Origin of the sequence: Acidovorax sp. SUPP950 (assembly GCF_030158935.1) — a bacterium.
Lineage (GTDB): Bacteria > Pseudomonadota > Gammaproteobacteria > Burkholderiales > Burkholderiaceae_C > Paracidovorax.
Genome location: NZ_BQXE01000002.1, coordinates 184,121 through 206,777, shown reverse-complemented (window position 1 = coordinate 206,777; position 22,657 = coordinate 184,121). Strand labels below are relative to the sequence as shown.

Below are 22,657 nucleotides of genomic sequence, written 5' to 3'. Positions count from 1 at the left end.
ATGCCTGGCATCACCCAGGCAGCAGGATCTGCAGCCGGTCAGGGACAGCGGGTCAGAGCAGCAGCGCGAGCGTGGCCTCGAGGTGCTCGCTGGGCGCGCGCCGAAAGCCCGAGCGCGCATGCCGCTGCAGCCGCCCCCGCACCAGATCGCACAGCGCCGCGGCGCGCACCTGGGCCTCGACCGTGGGCGCATCGGCCCCGGCGGCCTGCGCGGCGGGGCGCAGGCACTGCCGCAGGCTCGATTCGATCTTGTCGAAGAACTGGTTCATGCGCTGCTGCAGGCGCTCGTTCTCCAGCACCAGGGCATCGCCCACCATCACGCGCACCATGCCCGGATTTCGCTCGCCGAACTGCAGCACCATGGCGACGATGCGCGCGGCCTGCTGCGTGCCCGAGGTGTCGGACTGCGCACCGCGCTCGATGATCTGGTTCACCAGCGTGAGGACCGATTGCTCGATGAAATCGATCAGGCCCTCGAACATCTGCGCCTTGCTCGCGAAGTGCCGGTACAGAGCCGCCTCGCTGACCGAAAGGCGCGCCGCCAGCGCGGCCGTGGTGATGCGTTCCGAGCCGGGTTGCTCCAGCATGCCGGCCAGCGCCTGCAGGATCTGCACCCGCCGCTCCCCCGGCTTGGGACGTTTGCGGGCCGCAGGGACGTCTTGCGCCACGGTGGCGACAGGTTCAGGCAGGGACTGGAGTTCAGGCATGGGCAACAGATGTATGCAATTGATTCTCGCACACGGTCCCGCCGGACTTCGGTGCAGGCGGCCCCGCCTTTCCAGCGCCACGCTGCGCCGTCAGGGCGGCGGAACCATCAGCGGCACAGGCGGCTAGCGAACCTTGCGCGCCGGCGCGAAAAACACCGTCACCACCAGCCCCCGGCCGGACGGCCCGCGCCCCAGGCCCAGCGCCGCGCCGTGCACGCGCGCGATCTCGTCGGCAATGGCCAGCCCCAGTCCGGTGCCCTCCCCCGCAGCCCCCGGCACCCGGTAAAAGCGCTGCAGCACCCTCGCCTGCTCCGCCTCGGGAATGCCCGGTCCGTCGTCCTCGACCTGCAGGAACGCGCCGCCGTTGGCAGCGCCGCCGCAGCGGATGGTCACGGCACCACCGGCCGGCGTGTATTTGATGGCGTTGTCCACCAGGTTGGTGAGCAGCTCGCGCAGCAGCCAGCCGTGGCCCACGGCGCGGGCCGGCGCGACCTCCAGCCCCAGGTCCAGCCCCTTGGCGGTGGCCGCGTCGAGGAACGCCTCCAGCAGGCTTTCACACAGGTCCTTCAGATCCACGCTCTGCATGGCCTGCGCGTCCAGGCTGCGGGCATCCGCGCGCGACAGGGCCAGCAACTGGTGCGCCAGCTTGGAGGTGCGGCGGGTGGCCTGCCGCAGCTTCTCGATCTGGTCCGCTCCTAAATATATAGCGCCATGCCCTAGTACTATTTGCGCTGGAGCTTGTTTTGATCCATGGCCCTCCCGGCCGCTGCCCGCCTGCGCGGACAGCGCCCAGGCTTCCACCTGTGCCTGCAGGCTGGCCAGCGGCGTGCGCAGCTGGTGCGCGGCGTCGGCCACGAAGCGCCGCTGCCCCTCGGCCTGCTCGTTCACGAGGGCGAACAGCCGGTTCAGCGAGTACACCAGGGGCCGCACCTCCACGGGCGACGCGGCTTCGTCGATGGGGTTCAAGTCCCGGGGCGAGCGCCGGGCGACGGCCTCGGCCAGGTCCACCAGCGGCTTGAACGCGCGGCGCACGGCCCAGTGGATGGCCAGCGCCGCGGCCGCCACCAGCACCAGGTTGGGCAGCAGCACGCGCAGCAGCATCTGCTTGCCCCACTGCTGGCGCGGATCGGAGCCGTCGGCCAGCGCCACCACCAGCTCCCCCGCCCCCGTGCGGCTGCGCTGGACGGCCACGCGGTAGGTGACGCTGTCGTACTCGACGCTGTGGAACTCGGGGTCGTGCGTGGCCGGCACGGCGCTCTGCACCCAGTCCTCGCCCAGCAGCACGCGGCCGGACAGGTCCTGCACGCTGTAGCCGGAAAAGCCGCTGTTCTGGCGCAGGAACTCCTCCACCGGGGGCGCGAGCAGCAGCAGCGGCGGGCCGCCGTCGCTCACGGGCGGGGCCACCACCGAGTCGGCCAGCGCCGGCAGCAGCCGCAGCAGGCGCTGGTCGTGCCGGCTGGCGGCCTCGTCCGCCGAGCGGTAGTCGAGCCACGCGCCCGCCAGCGCCAGGGCGCACAGCGGCAGGATCAGCAGCAGCAGCAGCCGGATGCGCAGCGCGGAGGTCATGGCGGCGGCCGGGGTGGGCGGGTGCAGGGGTGGGCGGGCGCGCTCAGCCGCGCGGCGGCTGCAGCTCCAGCCGGTAGCCGAAGCCCCGGATGGAGCGCAGCGCCACGCCATTGGGCTCCAGCTTGCTGCGCAGGCGGGACACGTACACCTCCACCGCATTGGGCGTGATTTCCTTGTCCCAGCCGGTCAGGGCCTGCAGCAGCTTTTCCTTGCTGGCCGGCTTGGGCGCGTGGATCAGCAGGTATTCCAGCACCGTCCACTCGCGCGGGCCCAGTTCGATGGGCTGGCGCGCATGGGGGTCGCTGGCGGTGCGGATGCTCACGGTGCGGCCGGCGGTGTCCAGCTCCAGCGGCCCGAAGCTCAGGATGGCCGTGGTCGCGGCCTGAGAGCGCCGCAGCAGGGCGCGCAGCCGCGCCAGCAGCTCGGGCAGCTCGTAGGGCTTGACCATATAGTCGTCGGCGCCCAGGTCGAGCCCCTGCACGCGGTCGTGCAGGGCGTCGCGCGCCGTGAGGATGAGCACCGGCATGGCCGGATGGGCCATCTCGGGGCGGCGCAGGCAGCGCGTGAGCTCCAGCCCGTCCATGCCCGGCAGGCCGATGTCGATGATCGCGGCGTCGAACGATTCGGTGCGCAGCACCTCTTCGGCCCGCTCGCCGCTGCCCACCCAGTCCACCGCATAGCCCGCGTCGGTCAGGCCCAGCTTGATGCCGCTGGCCAGCATGACGTCGTCCTCGACCAGCAGCAGGCGCATCGCCCTGTCACCCGCTCAGGAACGGACCGGCGCGGCACCGCCGGGGGCGGCGCGCTGCACGGCGGGCGAGGCGCAGGCGGGCATCTCAGTGGCTGCGGATCATGGTGCCGTAGGCCTGCTCGGTCAGGATTTCCAGCAGCATGGCGTGCGGCACGCGGCCGTCGATGATGTGCACCGCGTTCACCCCGGCCTTGGCGGCATCGAGGGCACCGGCGATCTTGGGCAGCATGCCGCCGGAGATGGTGCCATCGGCGAACAGCGTGTCGATCTCGCGGGCGGTGAGGTCGGTGAGCAGTTCGCCCGCCTTGTTCAGCACGCCCGGGATGTTGGTGAGGAGCACGAGCTTTTCGGCCTGCAGCACGGTGGCGAGCTTGCTGGCCACGACGTCGGCGTTGATGTTGTAGCTCTCGTTGTTCTCGCCGAAGCCGATGGGGCTGATGACGGGGATGAACGCATCGTCCTGCAGCGCCTTGACCACGCTCGGGTCGATGGAGACGATGTCGCCCACCTGGCCGATGTCGTGCTCGATGCTCGGGTCCTTGCTGTCCACCATCTTGAGCTTCTGGGCGCGGATCATGCCGCCGTCGCGCCCGGTGAGGCCCACGGCCTTGCCGCCCGCCTGGTTGATCAGGCCCACGATGTCCTGCTGGACTTCGCCCGCCAGCACCCACTCCACGACTTCCATGGTTTCGGCGTCGGTCACCCGCATGCCCTGGATGAACTGGCCCTTCTTGCCCAGGCGGTTGAGCGCGGTCTCGATCTGCGGGCCGCCGCCGTGCACCACCACCGGGTTCATGCCCACCAGCTTGAGCAGCACCACGTCCTCGGCGAAGTCGGCCTGCAGCGCCGGGTCGGTCATGGCGTTGCCGCCATATTTGATGACCATGGTCTTGCCATGGAACTTGCGGATGTAGGGCAGCGCCTGGGCCAGGATTTCGGCCTTGTCGCGCGGAGCAATCGAAAGAAGGTCGGTCGTCATGAAGAGCTCGCGGCTGAAGGAGCGGTTAAGCGATGGAGATGCGCATTGTGCCTTGCCCCGGCCCCCGGACGGCGCTGGGGCGGGACGGGCGCAGGAACGGGCCCGGACGGCACCGGGCGATGCCATTCAGCATCGGCCCGTGGGCGGTCTTCAATGCCGCAGCCAGCTGGGCACCTTGAAGCGCACGATGGCCAGGTAGGCGGAGACGTAGGCGATCATGAAGAGGGCGCAGAAGATCGCCAGCACGACCGTGTTGCTCCAGAACAGCACTGCGGGCACCACCGTCAGCAGGGTGAAGCCCCACAGGTAGGGCGAAGTGCGGTTGTTGCGCATGAGCACGCGGCGGGACTCGTCGTCGTGGAACACCCCGCGCACGATGCGCCGATAGATGAGCTGATGGAAGTGCAGCGCGTCCGCCACGCCGGGCGAGACCCCGCGCACCAGCTTGCGGTAGATGGAGAAGACGGTCTCCCAGACCGGGTAGATCAGCAACAGCATGGGGAACCAGGGCGACACGTCCTGGTTGCGCTGCACGAGCGAGATGCTGCCCAGCGCGATCACCACGCCCCAGATGTAGGAGCCCCCATCGCCGGCGAAGATCATGCCGCGCGGGTAGTTCCACACCAGGAACCCGGCCGTGGCCGCCGCCGTGCACACGAACAGCGTCGCGAGCGACCGGTCCCCCACCTGCAGGCTGACGTGCGCCAGCGCCAGGCAGACGATGAACGCCACCATGCCCGCCAGGCCGTTGTAGCCGTCGATGATGTTGAAGGCGTGCGGCAGGCCGGCCACCGCCAGCACCACGATCACCATGCCCAGCCAGGGCGTCTGGGCCAGGAAGCCGTCCAGCCAGGGCAGGCCCATGCGCTGCACGTTCAGCTGCAGCACCATCAGCGCCAGCCCGCCCGACAGCGCCGTGAGCAGCAGGCGATAGCGCACGGTCAGGCGCTGCGTCAGGTCTTCCACGATGCCGCCCACCGCCGACGGCAGGAGCGCCACGATCCACCAGACCACCCAGGCGCCGAGCCGCAGCGAGCCCGGATCGCCCATCCACGACGTCTGAACCACCCCCAGCATCCAGCTGCAGACCATGCCGGCCAGCAGCGCCGCCCCGCCCAGCCGGGGAATATCCCCCAAGTGGAACCGCTGCGGCATGGTGTCGCCATACACGGACGCGTGGTCGCGCCCCCAACGGACGATGCCCGCAGCCACCAGCGTGGAAACCAGAAACGCAACCAGAGACAACCAGATCATGGAGCGCCGATGGTATGCGGGCCGCGGGGGCCCTCCGGTAACAAAGATCGTGCCTGCCGATACACCGGCGAGCGCCACAGCCGCCACAGGCTGCGCACGTGCCAGGCGAGGTAGGCCATGCGGCGCTGGCTGTCGCGCTGCCCGACATGGCCCACGCGGGCCGCGCCCTTGTGCAGCCGCAGGCCCCTCAGCCGCATGCGCAAGCTCAAATCCACATCCTCGCAATACATGAAATACCCTTCATCGAATCCCTCCAGCGCGTCCCACACCGCCCGCCGCATCACCAGGAACGCCGCGTTCACCCAGTCCACCCGATGCTCCCGTTGCCCGAGCACGCGGCGGCGCCACAGCGCGGCGGGCGACGGCAGCTCGCGCTCGGAATCCTGCAACTGGCCGCGGCCGTCCACCTGCTCCGGGTAGGCGCAGCCCACGTCCGCCGGCAGGGCGGCCTCGCACAGCGTGGGAAACGGGTTCGCGCCGAGCAGGCTGACGTCCGGATTCAGCACGCAGACCATCGGTTCGGCCGCCCCGCGCAATGCGCGGTTGTGGTTGGCGCCGAAGCCCAGGGGCGACGCATTGCGGCGAATCTCCAGCACGAAGGGCCAGCCTCCGGCGGGGGCCTGCGGCTCGGCCTCGGGCAGGTTGAGCGTGAGCACCACGCGCGAGACGCTGGCCCCGCACAGGCGCGCCAGATCCTGCAGCAAAACCTGCACCCAGGGCCCGTGGCCATGGCTGATCAGCGAGACCACCAGGCCCCGTTCCGCATTGAGAGATGACATCATGAACACGCTATTGTCGTCTGCCTCGCACACCGTCCTGCCAGGCGGGCCGCTGCCATGCGCCCGTCATAATCCGGGGATGACCCAAACAATCGAGGATTTGCACGTCTATCTGCGCACCATCAAGCAAGACGAACGCACCTCCCTTTCCGTGCTGGCGAGCCTTGTCCGCGAGGGATCCACGGTGCTCGACCTGGGCTGCGGCAGCGGCGCACTCGGGCAATATCTGGCAGAGACCCGGGGCTGCACCAGCGATGGCGTGACGCTCAGCGAAGCCGAGGCCGAACACGCCCGCCCCCACTACCGGCGCGTGGAAGTGTCCGATCTGGAGACATGCGATCTGGTTACCCTTTTTACCGGCCAGCGCTATGACTACATCGTGTGTGCCGACGTGCTCGAGCACCTGCGCCGCCCGGAGGGCATCCTGGCGCAATGCCGCGAACTGCTGGCAACCGGTGGTCAACTGCTGATTTCGGTGCCCAACGCCGGCTACTGCGGCCTGGTGGCCGAATTGCTGCAGGGTGAATTCCGCTACCGCGAGGAAGGCCTGCTGGACCGCACCCACCTTCGCTTCTTCACCCGGCGATCATTGGGGCGGTTCCTGGGCGAGCAGCGCTGGGCCGTCGACCAGATCGACACCGTGCGCCGCGAGGTGCCCGAATCGGAGTTCAAGGCCGCCTTCGACCTGCTGCCACCGGCCGTCTCGCGCCATCTGCTCGGAGCGCCCGATGCCATGGCCTACCAGTTCATCGCCGTGGCGCAGCCTGCCGCTCAGGCCATCGCCGAGGACCAGAGCGGCACGCCGGACCCGCAGGAAGCCCACGCCCTGTTCACGGCGCAGCTCTACCTGGGCCAGAACGGCGAATACGCCGAAGACCGCAAGCTGACCGCCACCGGCATCATCGGCCGCGAACGCCAGACGGTGCGTTTCACCCTGCCCGATACGCCCACGCCCCTCACGAACCTGAGGCTCGACCCGGCGGACCGCCCCGGCTTCATGCACCTGCATGGCATCGCCCTGCGCAATGCCCAGGGCGACGCGGTGTGGACGTGGCAGGCCGACACTGCATCGCGCTCGCTGCTGGCCCGCTCGCCCCACCGCCAGATCGTGTGGGAGCAGCCCATGCCGGCCGCCTCCCCCGCCACCCTGCTGCTGCTCACCGGGGACGACCCCTGGATGGAGTTGCCGATCCCCCGGGACGTCCTGACCGGCCACGCCGGCGGCGGGGCCGTGCTGGACATCGACCTGGGGTGGCCCATGTCCGCCGACTACCTGGCCCTTTCGAGTGCCATCTTCCCGCTGCAGGAACAGATTTCCGACCTGAAGACGGCAGCAGCCCTGGCCCAGGCGCAGGCACAGCGCGAGGCTGATCGACTGCTTCGGGAGACCCGCGAGGCGCTCGAGCTGGAAAAGCGCGCTTTGGGCGAGCAAAAGGAAGTGCTCGAGGGCGACAAGCTCACCCTGGAGTACACCAACCAGGCCTTGCAGGAACACAACGCCACGCTCAAGGACAGCACCCAGACGCTGCTGCGCCAGCGGGCCGATTTGCAGCAGGAGTCCGCCCAGTTCCAGCGCAACGCCACCCGACTGCAGCATGAACTGGGCCGCCTGCAACACGACTACGGCGCCCTCGCCCACCACTTGAAAACGATCGAAAACTCCACCGTGTTCCGCGCGACCCGCCCACTCGTCCACACCAAGATGCGCCTGGACCGCCTTCTGGGCCGTGCGCCCAAGCATGCCGCCGCAGCGGCGGCGCAGGGGCCCGTGCAGGTCACGCCGCCGCAGCACCCCGTGGATGTGATCGTGCCGGTCTACCGGGGCCTGGCCGACACGCAGATGTGCGTCGATTCCGTGCTGGCCAGCCCGTGCGCCACGCCCTACCGCCTCATCGTCATCAACGATGCCAGCCCCGAGCCCGAAGTCACGGCCTGGCTGCGCGAGCGGGCCAAGCAGGACGAGCACATCGTGCTGCTGGAAAACGAGGAGAACCTCGGCTTCGTCGGCACCGTCAACCGCGGCATGGCCCTGAGCGGCACCAACGACGTGCTGCTGCTCAACAGCGACACGGAAGTCGCCAACGACTGGCTCGACCGCATCCGCAACGCGGCCTACGGCGACGCCAAGGTGGCCTCGGTCACCCCGTTCTCCAACAACGCCACCATCTGCAGCTACCCGCGCTTTTGCAAGGACAACGACCTGCCGCCCGGCTACGACACGGCCCGCCTGGACGCGCTGTGCGCCAGGACCCACCCGGGCGCGGTCGTGGACGTGCCCACGGGCGTCGGCTTTTGCATGTACATCCGGCGCGATTGCCTGGTGCAGTTGGGCTTGTTCGATACCGAGCATTTCGGCAAGGGATACGGCGAGGAAAACGATTTCTGCCAGCGCGCGCACGCGGCCGGCTGGCGCAACCTGCACCTGCTGGACACCTTCGTGCTGCACACCGGCGGGGTCAGCTTCGGCGACAGCAAGAGCCCGCGCGAACTCGCCGCCATGGAAACCCTGCGCCGCCTGCATCCGCGCTATGAGCGCGACGTACATGCGTTCGTGCAGGCCGATCCGGCGCAGCCCTACCGGCTGGCGCTCGACGTGGCCCGCATTGCCGAGGCCGGCCTGCCGGCCGTGCTCGCCGTGCTGCACGACCGGGCCGGTGGCACGGTCCGGCATGTCCGCGAACTGGCCGCGCACCTGGCGGACCAGGCCACCTTCCTGACCCTCACGCCCGCGCCTGGGCACAGCGTGCGGCTGCGGATGGCGGGGCAGGACGAGGGCTTCGAACTCACCTTCCGCCTGAACGACCAGTACGACGACCTGCTCGGCGTGCTGCGGCAGCTGGGCGTGCGGCAGGTGCACTTTCACCACCTGCTGGGCCACGGCCAGGAAGTTCGCAACATCCCGCACCTGCTGGATGTGCCCTACGACTTCACCGCGCACGACTACTACAGCTACTGCACGCACATCTCGATGACCGACACGACCAACCGGTACGCCGGCGAGATCGGTCCCGGGCAATGCAAGTGCTGCACGCCGGAGATGCATTCCCCCCTGGGCGGCACCGTCGCCGAATGGCGTGGCGCGAATGCGCGCCTGCTCACCGGCGCACGCCGGGTGCTCGCGCCCAGCCACGATACGGCGCGGCGCATCGCCGGCTTCGCGCCAGCGGCGCACGTGCACGCCGTACCACACACCGATCTGCCCGACAGCGCGGCGCTGCCGCTGCCCGCGCCGCGCACGCTGCAGCCTGGCCAACGGCTGCGGGTGGTGGTGATCGGCGCCCTGAGCGCCATCAAGGGCGCGGACGTGCTGGAAGCCGTGGCCGCCGAGGCGGCCCGCCGCAACGCCCTCGTGGATTTCCACCTGATCGGCTACGGCTACCGCCACCTTCAGACGCAGCCCCGCGCCCGCCTGACCATCCATGGCGAGTATGAAGAGAAGGACCTGCCCGGCCTGCTGCAATGGCTGGAGCCGGACCTGGTCTGGTTCCCCGCCCAATGGCCCGAGACCTACAGCTACACCCTGAGCGCCGCGCTGCTGGCCGGCCTGCCGGTGGTCGTGCCCGACATCGGCGCCTTCGCCGAGCGGCTGGCGGGCCGGCCCTGGAGCTGGGTGCACCCCTGGGATGCCACGCCCGCCCAATGGCTGGCCTGGTTCACCGAGGTCCGCGACCGGCATTTCGCCCAGGGCGAGGCCCCGGCCCTGGCCGAGGCACAGCCGACTGCCCTCTTGCCGCATGAATCGTCGGCGCCGTTCCGCTACGAGACCGACTACCTGGCGGACTCCAGGCCCGTGGCTGCGCTGACCCCCATGACCCTGGCCGACCTGCAGCCCTACCTGCCCCAGGCCACACCCACCGCCGCCGCCAAATCAGGCGTGCTGTCGGCGGTGGTCTATCTGCGCTCGCTGCCGGTGCTGCGTGGCGTTGCACGGCGCATCCCGGCGCAGTGGCAGCGCCGGGTCAAGAACTGGCTGCAAGCCTGAACCGGCTTCGCGCCGCACGGCGCCGGAACGAAAAAAGGGCTGCCTTCTCCGGCAGCCCTTTTTTGTTTGCGGAAGGCCCGTCGACGCACTCGGTGCGATGGATGGCACCGAAGGGCGATCCGGGCCCTATTTGCCCAGCAGCAGAAAGATCTCGTTGTTGAGCAGCAACTCGTCCGGATATTGGCCGTGCAGGGCCGCTGGAATGTCCATCTGCACACTGCGCCGCTCCTGGCGAATGACCCGAAAGCCCACCCGGGTCATCAGGGCCACCAGCTCGTCCGCCGTCACCCGGTTCAATGCCTTGTACTCGTTGAAGACGAACTTCTTGTACCCCTCGACACCGAAGTCGTCGAAGCCGAAATCGCGCTCGGCGCCATCGATCGGCCCTTCGTGCGCCTGGATGATGGCCCACAGCTCGTCATCGCTCACCAGCAGGTGGTGCCAGGGCACCTCGTCATAGCGTCGCAGGTGCGAGCCGAAGGGAGAAAAATACAGCGGCTCGATCTGCAGGAAGAACACGCCCCCGGGATTGAGCGCCGCGTACAGGTCGCGGGCGATGGGTTCGAGCTGGTCCTGGCTCACATGCTCGAACGTGGACCAGCTGAAAATCCCGTCCACCGGCCGCCTTCCCGCCAGCGGGGTGGCGGGTGCGATGGTCTCGAAGCTCAGGGCCTTCGGCACGCGGCGAAGGCCCAGTTGCTCCTTCGCGATGCGCGGCAGCTTGGCGTACTCCTGCCGGATATCGATGCCATGGATCGACGTCGCCCCGTGGCGCAGGACCAGGGCCAGGTCCGTGATGCCGTCGCCACAACCGAAGTTGAGGAGCCGCGCCGTCTTCACATCCAGCGCCGAACCCAGCCAGTGCTGGACCACATCGGCCGCATAGTGGAAGTGCGCCCGGAACCACTCGTCGGAAATGCGCTCGGCATCCCACTGGGGCGGTCCCCAAAATCGTTGCTGGATGCGATCGAACAGAGTGGTCATGGAGGAAAACGCCTGTCGCAGGATTTCAATCAGTCAAAGGGCTCGGAGCCAGGAAGGGGGTCAGTCAGGCCCACCACACCCTGCGCTCAGGGCTTGGCGAGCACATAGGCATCCTGGTGGTTCCAGAAATGCACCAGCGAACGGTGAACGAGCTTGTCCGCGCCCACCGTCTCCGCGATGCGCGCGAGGACGAAGTCTTCGGACGTGAACGCGGTGCCGTATTCCTGCACATCGATGGCCTGGGATTCGCTGGACGGAGCGAAGAAGAAGCCGTCATCGTCCAGCGCAACGCTGTCGTGCGCCGCCGCCTTCAAGCCATGCGTGGAGAACACCAGAACCCCTCCAGGTGCCACGCCGTCGTACAGGCACTGCAGCCAGCGGGCCCAGGTGCGGCGCGGCAGGTGGCTGAACAGCGACAGCACGAACACCACGTCGTACTGCTGATCCCACACCAGACTCTCCGGCACGGTGGACGACAGCACGCTCCGCACGCCGAAAGTGCGCTGCGCGAACGCCATGGCGTCCGGCACGACGTCGGACACCGTCACCCGGTCCGCGCCCAGCGCCTTCACCAGATGCCGCGTGAAGCGGCCGTGCCCGCTCGCGAACTCCATGAACCGCGGGGTCTTGAGCAAAGGCCGATCCACGGTCTCCAGCAGCGTCATCAGCTCGGACAGCGTGCGCCAGCCATCCGCGAGATAGTCGCGCAGAGGGTTGGTACTGGAGGGATGGCCCTCGAAGAAGCGAAAGATGTCGTCGGCGCGCGCGATCTCGCAGTTCAGCCCCATCATCTGGGAGAAGGCGCCCGGCAACGTGTGCTGCTCGATGAGCTGGTGGGCGGTGAGGCGCGTTTCGCGGTCCTGCAAGGCATGGCGCAAGGCCTCTGCGGCCAGGACGCGCTCGTCGCGTTCGAGGTGCTGGATTCCGAGGGCCAGCCAGTCGGAGGCCTTTTGAGGAGGGGCGGTCAGATCGTTCATGGGGTCAAGGGCCGGGGGAAGATCCTGCCGAAAGGCGGAAAACCGTCATTGGCAAAAAATGGCTCCAGCGCATATTCTACTAGGGCATTAAGCTATCAAAAATATAGCATCTCGTTGGGGGGAGATCCCAGCCGTCCACGGTGGCAGAACGCAAGCGCCCTGCAGTGGGCCGGCCGGCATGCTCACCCCCAGTGGTGCGGCAATTTCACCAGCCCCGGCATAAGGGTCGGAGCGACCCAGTTGAAGTTCAGGAACTGGAACCACTCGTCGTACACCACCAGGCCGCTCTCGTCGAAGAGGAACGCACTGATCACGTAGTCCCCGCTGTGCAGCGGCAGGCTGGGAAACGTCAGCACCGAGCGCCACAGGCCATCGCCCAGCGACACGGGCGCCGCGCCCTCTTCGTGGGTGGCCAGCGACGTGATGCCGACCCCTTTGGACTGCTCGATCATGAAGCCGACATTGGGCCGCTCGCTCCCCCGGCCGCGCACGGTGATGTGGGCGATCAGGTCTTTGCCGGACAGCCGGCCGTAGCCGCCGTCCTGCGGTTCGCCCAGGTTCTGGATCTCCACCGACAGAATGCGGGCGGAGCCATCGTCGCGGGCCGGGGCATTGCCATTGCGCTGCCGGCGGCCGGCGGCGGAAGCTGCCGCAGCGTCCGAAGCCTCGGAGGCATCTCCGTCGTCCAGCGGAGCGCCGTTGTCCGGCGCGGGCGCATCGCTGGCGCCCTCCTGCCCCGCCGCCGCGTGGTGATGGCTCTCTGCATTGCGCAGGCGGGAGTGCACGTCATAGGCGCCCAGCACGGGCTCCGTCAATCCGAACTGCTTGACGCGCCCCCCGTCCAGCCAAAGCGCCAGATCGCACAGATGGCGGATGTGGTATGGGCTGTGCGAGCAGAACAGGATCGTGCAGCCGGCATTGCGGAACGCCATGATGCGGTCCACGCATTTCTTCTGGAAATGCTGATCGCCCACCGCCAGGGCTTCGTCGATGATCAGCACGTCGGGCTGCACCGCGGTCACCAGCGCGAAGGCCAGCCGGACCGACATGCCCGAAGAGTAGGTCTTGACCGGCCGGTCCAGCGCCTCGCCCAGCTCGCAGAACTCGATGATCTCCGGCTCCAGCCGCTCCATCTCTTCGCGGTCGATGCCGATCAGGCTGCCGCCGAAATACAGGTTGTCGCGGCCGCTGAAGTCGGGGTGGAAACCCGCGCCCAACTCCAGAATGGCAGTGACCCGGCCCACCCGCTCGATCGAGCCCGTGGAGGGCTGCAGCGTGCCGGCCAGCAGCTTGAGCAGCGAACTCTTGCCCGCCCCGTTGTCGCCGATGACGCCGATGCATTGGCCGCGCTGCAGTTCGAAGGAGACGCCTTTCAAGGCCCAATGGCTGCGGTGCGCCGATCGCCCGGTGATCAAGGACTTGAGCCGCTGGCGGGGAGAGGCGTAGAGCTTGTACTCCTTGCCAACGTCCTGCACTTTCAGAACGGTCTCGGAGGTGCGTTCGATCATCGTCATAGCCAGTCCACCAACTGATCACGGCTGCGTTTGACCAACGTGTTCAAAGCCAGCGCCAGGACGACAAGCCAGACCACGCCCGCCACCCAGACACCCATCGGCGGCCAATTGCCCTGCAGCAGCACTTGCTGGTAGCCGATCACCAGGGCCGTCATGGGATTGAGCCAAAGCACCCAGCGCCAGTTGGCCGGGAACATCGTCAGGGGAAAAAGAATGGGCGTGAGATAGATGCCCACGGACAGCAGAAAGCCGACGATCTGAACGGTGTCTCTCAGCGCCGCAGCCAGGATGGCCAGCAGGTAACCCAGCAGCACGCAGAGGACCAACTGCAGGGCCATGAGAGGCACCATGGCCAGCATGGCAGGACGGAACCCGTGCAGCGGCGTGTATACCAGCGCCACGAGACACAGGAGCGGCCCGAAAATCACCGCGCTCGCCAGCACCGAACGGGTCGTGAAGAGCACTGGGGGCAGCGGGTTTTTCTGCAGCATGCTTCCCGCCTCGATGAGGCTGTTCATGCCGCGCGACACCGCATCGCAGAAAGCCATCCAGGGCAGCGCACCCACGACCAGGAACGTGCCAACGGCATGCGTCGGCGCGCCTTCTCCCAAACGCATGGAAAAGACCACATCGAAGACAAGATAGTAGGCAGCCACCGTCAACAGGGGCTGGAGATAGGGCCACAGCACGCCGACAGCGGTGCCTGCGTGGCGCGCGGCCACCTCGCGTTGCACCAGAACCCACACCAGAGAGCGCGCACTCCAGATCGCGCGCCATTCATTCCACAAAGTTTGCATGCAGCTTGTTCAGAGGATGGCAGTCGGCCCACCAGAAATAAAAGAAGCAAGTACCCGAAAGGGCACTTGCTTCACCTCCACCAACGTGGAGCTTCAGGGAGCGATCTTAGTGGGCGGAATTTTTGCCGCATAAGACTGAGAGTAAGAAGCGATGGCGGACGCATCAATCTTTGCTTCTTGCTGCATCTTCTGCGCTTCGGCAACACGTGCCTCCTGGCGAACGTTGTTGCGCACTTCGTTCATCAACTCTTCGCGGACTTCGCTGAACGAACGGGTGCGTGCGGGGATGCGCTCTTCGAGCTTGAGGATGTGAAACCCGAACTGGGTCTCGACGATATCGCTGAGCTGACCAGGCTTGGTCAACGCAAAAGCGGCTTCATCGAATTGTGCTGCCATGCGGCCGCGTTCGAAAGCGCCTAAATCTCCACCCTTTTCGGCAGAGCCCTTGTCCGCGGAACGCTCTTGGGCCAGCTTGGCGAAGTCAGCACCGGCTTTGAGTTCCTGCATGATCTTTTCGATCTGCGCGCGCGAGTTGGCGTCGGAACCCTCCACCAGAATGTGCCTCACTCGAACTTGTTCCGCCACCTTGAAGCGCTCAGGCTTGGCCTTGTAGATGTCTCGCGCCATGCCTTCGGCAGCGACATCGTTCGGCGTGCTTTGCTTGTCGATTTTTGCGATGTAAGCATCTGACAGCACCTTGTCCCGCGCAATCTTCAGGGCTGCTGCCACCTCGGGGTCCTTCTCTACCCCTTCAGTTTCGGCCCGTGCGGCCATCACCCGGCGTGCGTAAAGATTAGAGGCAATCTGCGTGACGGTCTGAGGACGCGCCAGAACGGTGTCGCGCATCTCGGCAGGCATGCGAAGAGAGTCCGCTTGAATGTCCAGCGTATCGATCGCGACTTTCGGCCCCTGAATCAACACCGGAGCTTGGGCATGGGCCGAAAGAGCGGTTGCAGAAAGTGCTGCCAAAGCAAGCAGGCGATAGGTTGAGCGAATCATGTGCAAATCCAACACTCCATCAAAAAAGCATTAAAAAAAAAGGCGGGGTTGCCCCCGCCTTTTTTGGTTCACATTGCTGTGAAAAGTGCCGTTCAAATTACTGAGCGACAAACGTCGGGAACGTGAAGCGGTGGGGCCACGTGATACCGTAGGTACCGGACGTGCCAGCCGCAGCGCTGGGGTTCGACAGCTTGATGAACGAAGCGCCCAGGATTGGCAGACCCAGCGAGTTGCCAGCCACCGAGTTAGGCACATCCACGCGGCTCCAGCCGTTGGTGAACGAACCGCTCGACAGATCTTGACGAGCCACCGAAGCGCCCAGCACAGAGGTGCCGCCGTCACGGAAGCTCAGCACGCTGGTTTCGCCGCAGAAACGGGTCTGCGTGATGGAACCAGGCGAGAACACTGCGCCGGTCGTGGTCGTGGTTTCTTCGCGGTCGAAGAACGCTTGGCCCGTCGAGCTCACGCAGATGGCACCACCGGTGGTAGCCAGCGACGTGTTGCCTGGGTTGAAACGCTCGTCAGCAACACCGTTGCCGGTGGCGATCAGGTCGGAGAAGTAGCGAACTTGAGCAGCGTTGCCACCGGTTTGCGCAGCAGCGTAGTTAGACGCCACGTTGTAACGACGGGTAGGCATGGAGAACACCCAGTCCGTCTTGGCGGAGATGCTCGTGTCGTTAGCGTACTGGTTAGCGATCGAGGTCACAGCCAGGGCGTTCGTCAGCAAGCGAGCTTGCGTCAGAGGAGCCGTTGCGCTAGGAGCCGTCACGTAAGGCGTCGACATGTCGGGCAGGTCATAGTTCGCGGCAGCGATTGCTGGCACGGTCGTAGGAGCCGTCGTACCCGTGGTGAACACGTTCACCGTACGGAACAGCGGGTCAGCCGTGTACGTGTCAGGCGTAGGTGCTGCGCTGGCCGATTGCGGGAAGTGCACGAAGTTAGCAATGGCTTGAGCGCCGTTGTTTTCAGCACGGATTGCAGTAGCGCCACCCGAGAACGTCGTCGTTTGAGCGACGTTGATGATGTACCAGTCGCCCAGCAGGCCGGTCGAAGGCGTGTCGAAACCAGCTGCAGCCACGGCGGCAGGCGTCGTGAAGTTTTGCAGCGTAGCGTTCAGGGTGGAGGACGTGCAAGGTGCAACGCCGTTCACGTGCTTGATAGCCGTGTACAGGGGGTTGACCGTGGTCGTGCCAGCCAGCAGCTGAGGAATGTCAGCCATGTTGAAGATTTCAACGTAGCCTTCACGCGTGTTGTTGGCCTTGTCGGCTTCCGAGATGCCAGGATTCAGACGGTCGGTCACGAAACGTTGGTTCACACCCTTGGCCAGCGTGGGCAACGTGCAGGTGCCGTCAGCGGTCACAATTTGTGCCACGCCATCGGAACCAGCCGTCACGGCAGCAGTCCACACGTCACCAGGCGACATGAAGACTTGGAAGTCAAGAATGTCGTCGGAGTTCAGGGCGCCGCGGAAACGAACCTTCACGGCCTTGCCGTTGGAGGTGTCGGTGTTCACAACGTGCATCACGGTCATGTTGCCGTTTTGTGCGTTGAAGTAAGGAACCAGCAGTGCATGACCCACGCCGCCTTCCGCGAACGACATCGTCGTAGCGGTCGTCGTCTTCAGCGGAGCCGTACCAACGACCACATCAGCAGATGCGGCGCCAGCAAAGCCCAGGCCACCAATCATGGCAGCAATGCTCAGGGCCAGAACATTTTTTCTCATATCAAGAACTCCAGTTAAAAAGTTGGTAAGCGCAACTACCACGATTGATTACGCTAAGGGATGGTAGCACAGCGCTCTGACGTGTTGTACAACGGAACCGCTGTAACAAAACCTGTTGTTGAGGAAATGCAACACCGTATGCGGTGAGGTGAATCTTGCTTCGCAAGACCGCTTGCAAACGCCTTCGAAGATCCCTATCAAAGATCTTGATAGTGCCACCACTGGCCATCTTCAAGCAGCCATGTCTCGTTCAGGTAGCTGTCGATCGTACCAAGCTTTGAACCGATCACGGCAGGCTGAACTCCCAATTTCACCTGAGTGGTGCATTTCTCGCCCTCACAAGTGACTTTCGTGACCTCCACGCTCTTGACGGCAACACCAGCACCAAATTGCATCTTGAATTGGTCGGCTGTCCTGGTTTTGCGGTAAGAAGGCGTGGACAAGGCATAGGCCTTGTCGTACTGACCGGCCACTCTCGCTTTCCAATACTCCGTTGCCCGCTGCTCGACGATCTGTTCTGGAGTGGCAGGCTTGAAGGCGGCGCATCCTGAGAGTGCCACGACGCCTGCAGCCAAGACAATGGCGCCCATCCGGCGACGGAAAGTGGTGTTTTGAACCATGGTTGTGTTGATCTCCTGTTAACGATCTGGTTGAACGACGCTGTTCGACTCAGTTTGGCTGGACTGGTTGCACCGGTGCCTGAGGCGCTTTGAGGGGGTTACGGCTCCCCTGTTCCTTGAGTTCGATGACTCTCAAACCCTTCATTCGGTCACGCAAGTCTTCACTCACTTCCCGAATGTCGATATCAGTGCGCACCACACGCGGCGTGAGAACAACCAGCAGTTCCGTCCGATTGCTGGTGTTGCTATTGGTGCCAAACAAATTTCCGAGGACCGGAATGTCCTGTAGCAAAGGAACGCCGGCCTTACCAACTGTACTGTTGTCCTTGATCAGGCCACCCAGCACGATGGTTTCACCCGACCGCACAGCGACTTTGCTGCTGATCTGGCGTTGCAAAAATGCAGGCTGATTGTTGGCGTTGCTTCTGACAGCGCCCAAATCGGTCACCGTCTGATCCACCTGCATGTTCACGATGTTGCCAGCGTTCACGGACGGCGTGACAACAAGGTTGACGCCCGTGTCCTTGTATTGAACCGAGCTGGTGGACGCGTTTGCATTGTCCACAAAACTAACTGTCGTCGTGCTGACCGGCTCTTGGTTGCCGACATTGATGGATGCGGTGTGATTGTCCAGCACCATCAGCGATGGGCTGGAGATCACCTTCAAAAGGGATTTGTCAGCCAGGGCATTGAGCACAGCCTGCACGCCCGTTGAACTGCTGAGCACATAGGAGAAACCTTGAGATGCACCTCCCAGCAGGGTATCCCTGCTGACGGTGGTCGGATTGCGCCCGCTGATCAGCCCCTGCCCGGTGTATCCATTTCGACTGTTGTTGAACGACCATTGCAGGCCGTACTGGAGATCATCGTTTAAGGTCACTTCAATGATGCTGGCTTCGATCAGAACCTGTGTGGGGGGAAGATCCAGTCTCTTCAGCGCCGCTTCAATCTTTGAATACTCAGCGCGCGTCCCCCAGATGAGCACTGAATTGTTCAGTTCATCGGCCATCACCCGAACGCTGCCCAGATTGGCACTCAAGGTGCCCTGCTGCTGTGTACCTTGTGAGTTGGTATTGCGGTTGCCGAAGGCCCCGGTCCCGGAACCACTGGAGAAAGCACTGCCCGTCAGACCCGAAGAGCGGACGCCGCTGCCGCCCATGTAACTGGACCCGCTGCTGCTGAAAGTGCTGCCAACGCCGCCGAATCCGCTTTGCGTCTGGCCGAAAGAGTTCCCCGTCGCGCTTCCAAATCCGGGTGCCACCCCGCTGTTGGCCACGTTCGATCCACCGGTCTGGCCCCCGAAAATCCCGCTGAGCACGCTCGCAAGGTGCTTGGCATTGACGTTCTGCACCTGGTAGATGAATAGCTGTGGCTCAGACCCGTTGTCGCTGGGCTGGTCCAACTTCTCGATCCAGCGGCGGGCTTCCTCCAAATAGGAAGCGCGTGGCGTGACCACCAGAATGCTGTTGAGCCGCTCGATGGGCATGATGCGCAGAGCGCCGAAAAGAGGATTGCCTTCACCCAGCATGGCCTGCGCCGCGCTGGCCGCATTCGCCTGCGCAGCACCCGGTGTGCCTGTAGCGACGGCTCCTCCGACATTCGGGGAAGCCGCTGCAGCACCACCGCCACTGACCAGGCGCAGCGCGGTTTCCACTTCCTTGATCGACGCATGCTTCAAGGGGAACACCCCAACCGACATGCCTTTGAGCAGATCGATGTCAAAGGTGTTCACCAGATCGAGCCACCCTTCGGCCTGGGTGCGTGTGCCACTCAGAATCAGCAGATTGCGCACGTTGTCTACCCGCACGACGGCATCGGGGGGCATCATCGGCCGAAGAATGGATGCCATTTCGCTCGCACCGATGTATTGCAGCGGCACGATGATGGCGCCCGAGCCCGGGGGCAACGGACCGTTGCCTACCTGGCGAACGGACCCACCGATGCTCCGCAATGCATCAGGCCGCCCGACGTGGTAGGTGCCGCGGGCATCGCGCAACATGGCGAGTCCGTTGGCCTGCAAAGAACTCTCCAGCAGGAAAACCGCCTGATCCGGTGCAATGGGCGTGCGTGTCGCCAAAGTCACCGTCCCGCTCAACGGCGGGTGAAGCACATAGTCCGTCTTGAGGATATCTCCCAAAATAGTACGCACGACCTCTGCCACCGGCGCCTCTTCGAAATTGAAGGACAACGGAGCGCCTTGTACGGCAGCCACCGGCTTGGCCGGGGCGATCACACGATCGTTTCCGATGATGAAACGCGGCTCCGCTGCAGGAAGCTCGCCCTCTGCCAAAGGTTTGTCCGCCTTCTTCGACGCGGCATTGGCGGACGAATCAGACGCGGAGCTTGGCACCACTGCACCGCTCGACTCCGTGACGATGTTGCTGCTCCCGGTTGCGGGGGCGGACTGCTGCGACTGGGCTATGGCCAACTGACAAGTGGCCAGCGCAATAGCGGTGAGTGCGTGTCGGTAAGGGGTCATGACTGCTTGCCTGGAAACGGGGAGAAACGAACAGATAGGAAGCACGCTCATTAAGAACGACCGCCAAATGTTGCGCGAGGGGGGGCGGACCGGGCTGGAGGTTGCACCGCCCCTCGTCCGATCGATGTGGGACCGCTGACCGGTGCAGCTGGAGCCATGCCGGTATACGAAGTAACGGCCGCACGAGGCAGCTGCAGGACACGGCTTTGGTCACCTTTGATGAAGGTGACATTGCGACCGTTGATGGACTGGAGCGTCCACCCTTCGATGTTGTCATTCAGACGTGCACGGCGGTGCTTGCCGGCCACTTCGATGATGATGCCTCCCGCACCATCGCCGACAAAGACGCCTGACAGGCGAGCGGTGCTGAGGTTGTCGACCTGCACTTCCTCGGCGGCCTTGGGCGGCGGAGGCGGTGGAGGCGGCCTGCGCGTGAAAGCAAACAATGGCCGATCCAGCATCGCAATGAACTGCCCGGTATCTGCGTTGGTCACCCCTGGCAAAGCGGGAAGCATGGCAGCGAAATCCGTTCGGTGAGGCGTTGGTTCTTGCCAATGCACATTGCGAACGCTTCCATCCGGCGCAACCCACATCCATGCCAGAAGGATCAGCAACGCTGCATTGGCCAGCAGCAGCAGATGCAAGGCATACCGCTTCATGTGCGCTCCCGCAATACGCTGAGGCCAAACTGCGCCGACAGCCGGGGAGCGACCTTGGGATCCGAGTTGGCATAGCCGCCTTGGAGCTGAATGTCCAGATCATTGATGACGATGATGGGCATTTGACTGGTCAGAACGGCCAGCGCGCTTTGCAGGGCCAGCATTTCGCCCTCGGTCCGCACCGTCAGCGGAATGCGATCAAAGCCCTTCTCGTCCTTGGCAGGCAGCACCTGGCTACTGATCACCTGCAAGCCCGCCGCACTGAAGATATCCCGGATCCGCTGCTGAGCCGCATTGCCAGTCTGGTTGGCATCCTGGGATGCCGGATAGATGTACTGCGTTCTTGCCGCATTGGCCTGCGCAAGCACGGCTTCAATATCCGTCCGCTGCGACTCCAGGCCCAGAAGCCGCGCATAGCGCGGCTCCATTTGCGCCAGTTGAGACTCGGCACCTTGGTGCTTTTCAGCGATGTACCAGCCCAACATGACCAGGGGGAGGATCGCCAGAGCCAGAGTACAGACGAGGATCAGCCCCTCACGGGATGAAATGCGTTTCATGGCTTGGTACGGTTCGCAGGCGAAGAAGCGGGCAATGCAGGTGCAGTGGTGGTACGGCCGCCGAATGTGGCGACCGATCCGCCAAAGGCAGCTCCACCAGCCGATGGAGAGGCACTGGCCGGCGGCGGTGCGACTGCGCTGGAGGATGAATTGGCGGGCAACGAAGCTGGGGCGACAGGCGCTCCGGCCACGCTAGCGCCCGAAGCAGCAGCGCTGGCAACACCCCCCGGGGCAAGGACCGGCGTCGCGGCTCCAGTGGAGGCGACTGCGGCCTTGCCTGCGACTACACTTCCCACCACCCCGAAAAACTGAGGATCCAGCGTGAATTCAATGGCAAACGTTTCCTTGGGGGAATTCCCCATCCGGGTGGCAGCAGATGGGGCACGGACCTCTCGCAACCCCGGCTCATTGCCCAGCACCTGCATCAGGGCGGCCGCATTTCCGGTCATTCCCACAATGGTCACTTTGGCGCCTTGCATGCGAAAACTCTGCAGATAGGTATCGTCCGGCAGCAGCTGGGTCAGTTTGTCCAGCACACGCAAAGGCTCGATGCGCGTGGCAAGCACTTCCGACAGCATTCCGAGCTTCTCTGCCGATTGCATGAGCGCATCCCGCTTGGCGACGACCGGAGCCGTGCGCTTGGCCGCATCCTGATAGCTCTGCGCCGCCTCGATCGCGCGCTCACGCAATTGGAGCGTAGGGGTCACCGCAATGACCATGGCCAGTACAGCCATCGAGAGCAAAAGCCCATAACCCGCGCGCCTCCATCTCAGTGCATGCGCATGGCGCAAGCCTTCACCATAGCCACCAAGCACGATGGGGCGCTGTTGATTGCTGCGCACCCAGACTTCCGGGTTTGACACGCCGCCAAGGCGAGCGGCCTGGGAGGCGAGGTATTGGGCGACCTGCCTGCGAGACGCCAGGGCCAGCTCGATTCGGGAAGTGCCCGTGGAGCCTTCGATCAAGCGATAGCCCCACACCAGATCCGCCTCAGGAAAGGGACTGATGGCACGCACTTCCAAAGCACCGGCTTTGGCGATGTCCGATTCAGCCATGGGCGGCAAGGTCAGCGTCCTGCGAAGCACGAATTCTTCAGGCAGTTCAACGGCGGTGAAGCTGGCCTTGACCGGGCCCGCCACCTTGGACTGCTTTTCGTCCCCCAGCCAGAAAGAGAGGCCGTCCTCGGGATGGAGCAGCACGACCGGCGCGGACGGCGTCAGCCAGGAGAACAGCGGCCACGCATGCATGCCCTGCCAGGGGCTGCGGACATCACGCCAGAGCGCGTGCAAGTCGATTCCCAGGAAACGGGCATCGGAGGAAATGGAAGGCAT

The 22,657-nt window shown here is 65.0% G+C and carries 18 protein-coding genes; 1 reads left to right on the top strand and 17 read right to left on the bottom strand.

Annotated elements, in window-relative coordinates:
• Positions 1–52: 52 nt before the first annotated feature.
• From slmA to AVME950_RS10175, 6 genes are all read right to left on the bottom strand, one after another.
• On the bottom strand, positions 53–706 hold the full coding sequence (slmA, locus tag AVME950_RS10200) for a nucleoid occlusion factor SlmA (RefSeq protein WP_284429728.1): 654 nt from the start codon (positions 704–706) through the stop codon (positions 53–55).
• A 123-nt stretch (positions 707–829) separates the two neighbouring features.
• Positions 830–2,272, bottom strand: coding sequence for an ATP-binding protein (locus AVME950_RS10195; RefSeq protein WP_284429727.1), 1,443 nt, complete (start codon positions 2,270–2,272; stop codon positions 830–832).
• Positions 2,273–2,315: 43 nt separating this feature from the next.
• Positions 2,316–3,023: a response regulator transcription factor gene (locus tag AVME950_RS10190; RefSeq protein WP_272565155.1), complete on the bottom strand. Its 708-nt coding sequence runs from the start codon at positions 3,021–3,023 to the stop codon at positions 2,316–2,318.
• A gap of 85 nt (positions 3,024–3,108) precedes the next feature.
• A complete protein-coding gene (argB, locus tag AVME950_RS10185; RefSeq protein WP_284404937.1) occupies positions 3,109–4,002 on the bottom strand; it encodes an acetylglutamate kinase in 894 nt (297 codons plus the stop codon).
• Positions 4,003–4,152: 150 nt separating this feature from the next.
• Positions 4,153–5,256 carry a glycosyltransferase family 4 protein gene (locus tag AVME950_RS10180; protein WP_284404934.1) on the bottom strand — a complete coding sequence of 368 codons (1,104 nt, stop codon included), beginning with the start codon at positions 5,254–5,256 and terminating at the stop codon, positions 4,153–4,155.
• The gene (locus AVME950_RS10175; RefSeq protein WP_284429726.1) at positions 5,253–6,038 is read right to left on the bottom strand and encodes a glycosyltransferase family protein; all 786 of its coding nucleotides are present in this window, start codon (positions 6,036–6,038) and stop codon (positions 5,253–5,255) included. Before AVME950_RS10175 ends, AVME950_RS10180 begins: the two co-directional genes overlap by 4 nt.
• A 76-nt stretch (positions 6,039–6,114) precedes the next feature.
• On the opposite strand from AVME950_RS10175, the gene AVME950_RS10170 reads away from it, so the two are divergent.
• A complete protein-coding gene (locus AVME950_RS10170; protein WP_284429725.1) occupies positions 6,115–10,017 on the top strand; it encodes a methyltransferase domain-containing protein in 3,903 nt (1,300 codons plus the stop codon).
• A 126-nt stretch (positions 10,018–10,143) separates the two neighbouring features.
• On the opposite strand, the gene AVME950_RS10165 is transcribed toward AVME950_RS10170, so the two are convergent.
• The 11 genes from AVME950_RS10165 to AVME950_RS10115 form a co-directional block, all read right to left on the bottom strand.
• Positions 10,144–11,001: a methyltransferase domain-containing protein gene (locus tag AVME950_RS10165; RefSeq protein ID WP_284429724.1), complete on the bottom strand. Its 858-nt coding sequence runs from the start codon at positions 10,999–11,001 to the stop codon at positions 10,144–10,146.
• 86 nt (positions 11,002–11,087) lie between these two features.
• On the bottom strand, positions 11,088–11,978 hold the full coding sequence (locus AVME950_RS10160) for a class I SAM-dependent methyltransferase (RefSeq protein ID WP_284429723.1): 891 nt from the start codon (positions 11,976–11,978) through the stop codon (positions 11,088–11,090).
• A gap of 182 nt (positions 11,979–12,160) precedes the next feature.
• Entirely contained in the window at positions 12,161–13,492 is a 1,332-nt protein-coding gene (locus tag AVME950_RS10155; RefSeq protein WP_284429722.1) for an ABC transporter ATP-binding protein, read from the bottom strand.
• Entirely contained in the window at positions 13,489–14,289 is an 801-nt protein-coding gene (locus AVME950_RS10150) for an ABC transporter permease (RefSeq protein ID WP_284398121.1), read from the bottom strand. The genes AVME950_RS10155 and AVME950_RS10150 overlap by 4 nt, the downstream gene beginning before the upstream one ends.
• Before the next feature lie 93 nt (positions 14,290–14,382).
• Positions 14,383–15,288 carry a peptidylprolyl isomerase gene (locus AVME950_RS10145; protein ID WP_284429721.1) on the bottom strand — a complete coding sequence of 302 codons (906 nt, stop codon included), beginning with the start codon at positions 15,286–15,288 and terminating at the stop codon, positions 14,383–14,385.
• A 97-nt stretch (positions 15,289–15,385) separates the two neighbouring features.
• Positions 15,386–17,011 carry a cell surface protein gene (locus tag AVME950_RS10140; protein WP_284429720.1) on the bottom strand — a complete coding sequence of 542 codons (1,626 nt, stop codon included), beginning with the start codon at positions 17,009–17,011 and terminating at the stop codon, positions 15,386–15,388.
• Between the two features lie 197 nt (positions 17,012–17,208).
• Positions 17,209–17,631: a hypothetical protein gene (locus tag AVME950_RS10135; protein ID WP_284429719.1), complete on the bottom strand. Its 423-nt coding sequence runs from the start codon at positions 17,629–17,631 to the stop codon at positions 17,209–17,211.
• Between the two features lie 49 nt (positions 17,632–17,680).
• Positions 17,681–20,110, bottom strand: a complete 2,430-nt coding sequence (gspD, locus tag AVME950_RS10130) for a type II secretion system secretin GspD (RefSeq protein WP_284429718.1) — start codon at positions 20,108–20,110, stop codon at positions 17,681–17,683.
• Between the two features lie 50 nt (positions 20,111–20,160).
• A complete protein-coding gene (locus AVME950_RS10125; RefSeq protein WP_284429717.1) occupies positions 20,161–20,769 on the bottom strand; it encodes a hypothetical protein in 609 nt (202 codons plus the stop codon).
• Positions 20,766–21,326 (bottom strand): type II secretion system protein GspM, encoded by a 561-nt coding sequence (gene gspM / locus AVME950_RS10120; RefSeq protein WP_284404909.1) that lies wholly within the window; start codon positions 21,324–21,326, stop codon positions 20,766–20,768. Before gspM ends, AVME950_RS10125 begins: the two co-directional genes overlap by 4 nt.
• Complete coding sequence (locus AVME950_RS10115; RefSeq protein ID WP_284429716.1) at positions 21,323–22,657, bottom strand: PilN domain-containing protein; 1,335 nt, start codon at positions 22,655–22,657, stop codon at positions 21,323–21,325. The genes gspM and AVME950_RS10115 overlap by 4 nt, the downstream gene beginning before the upstream one ends.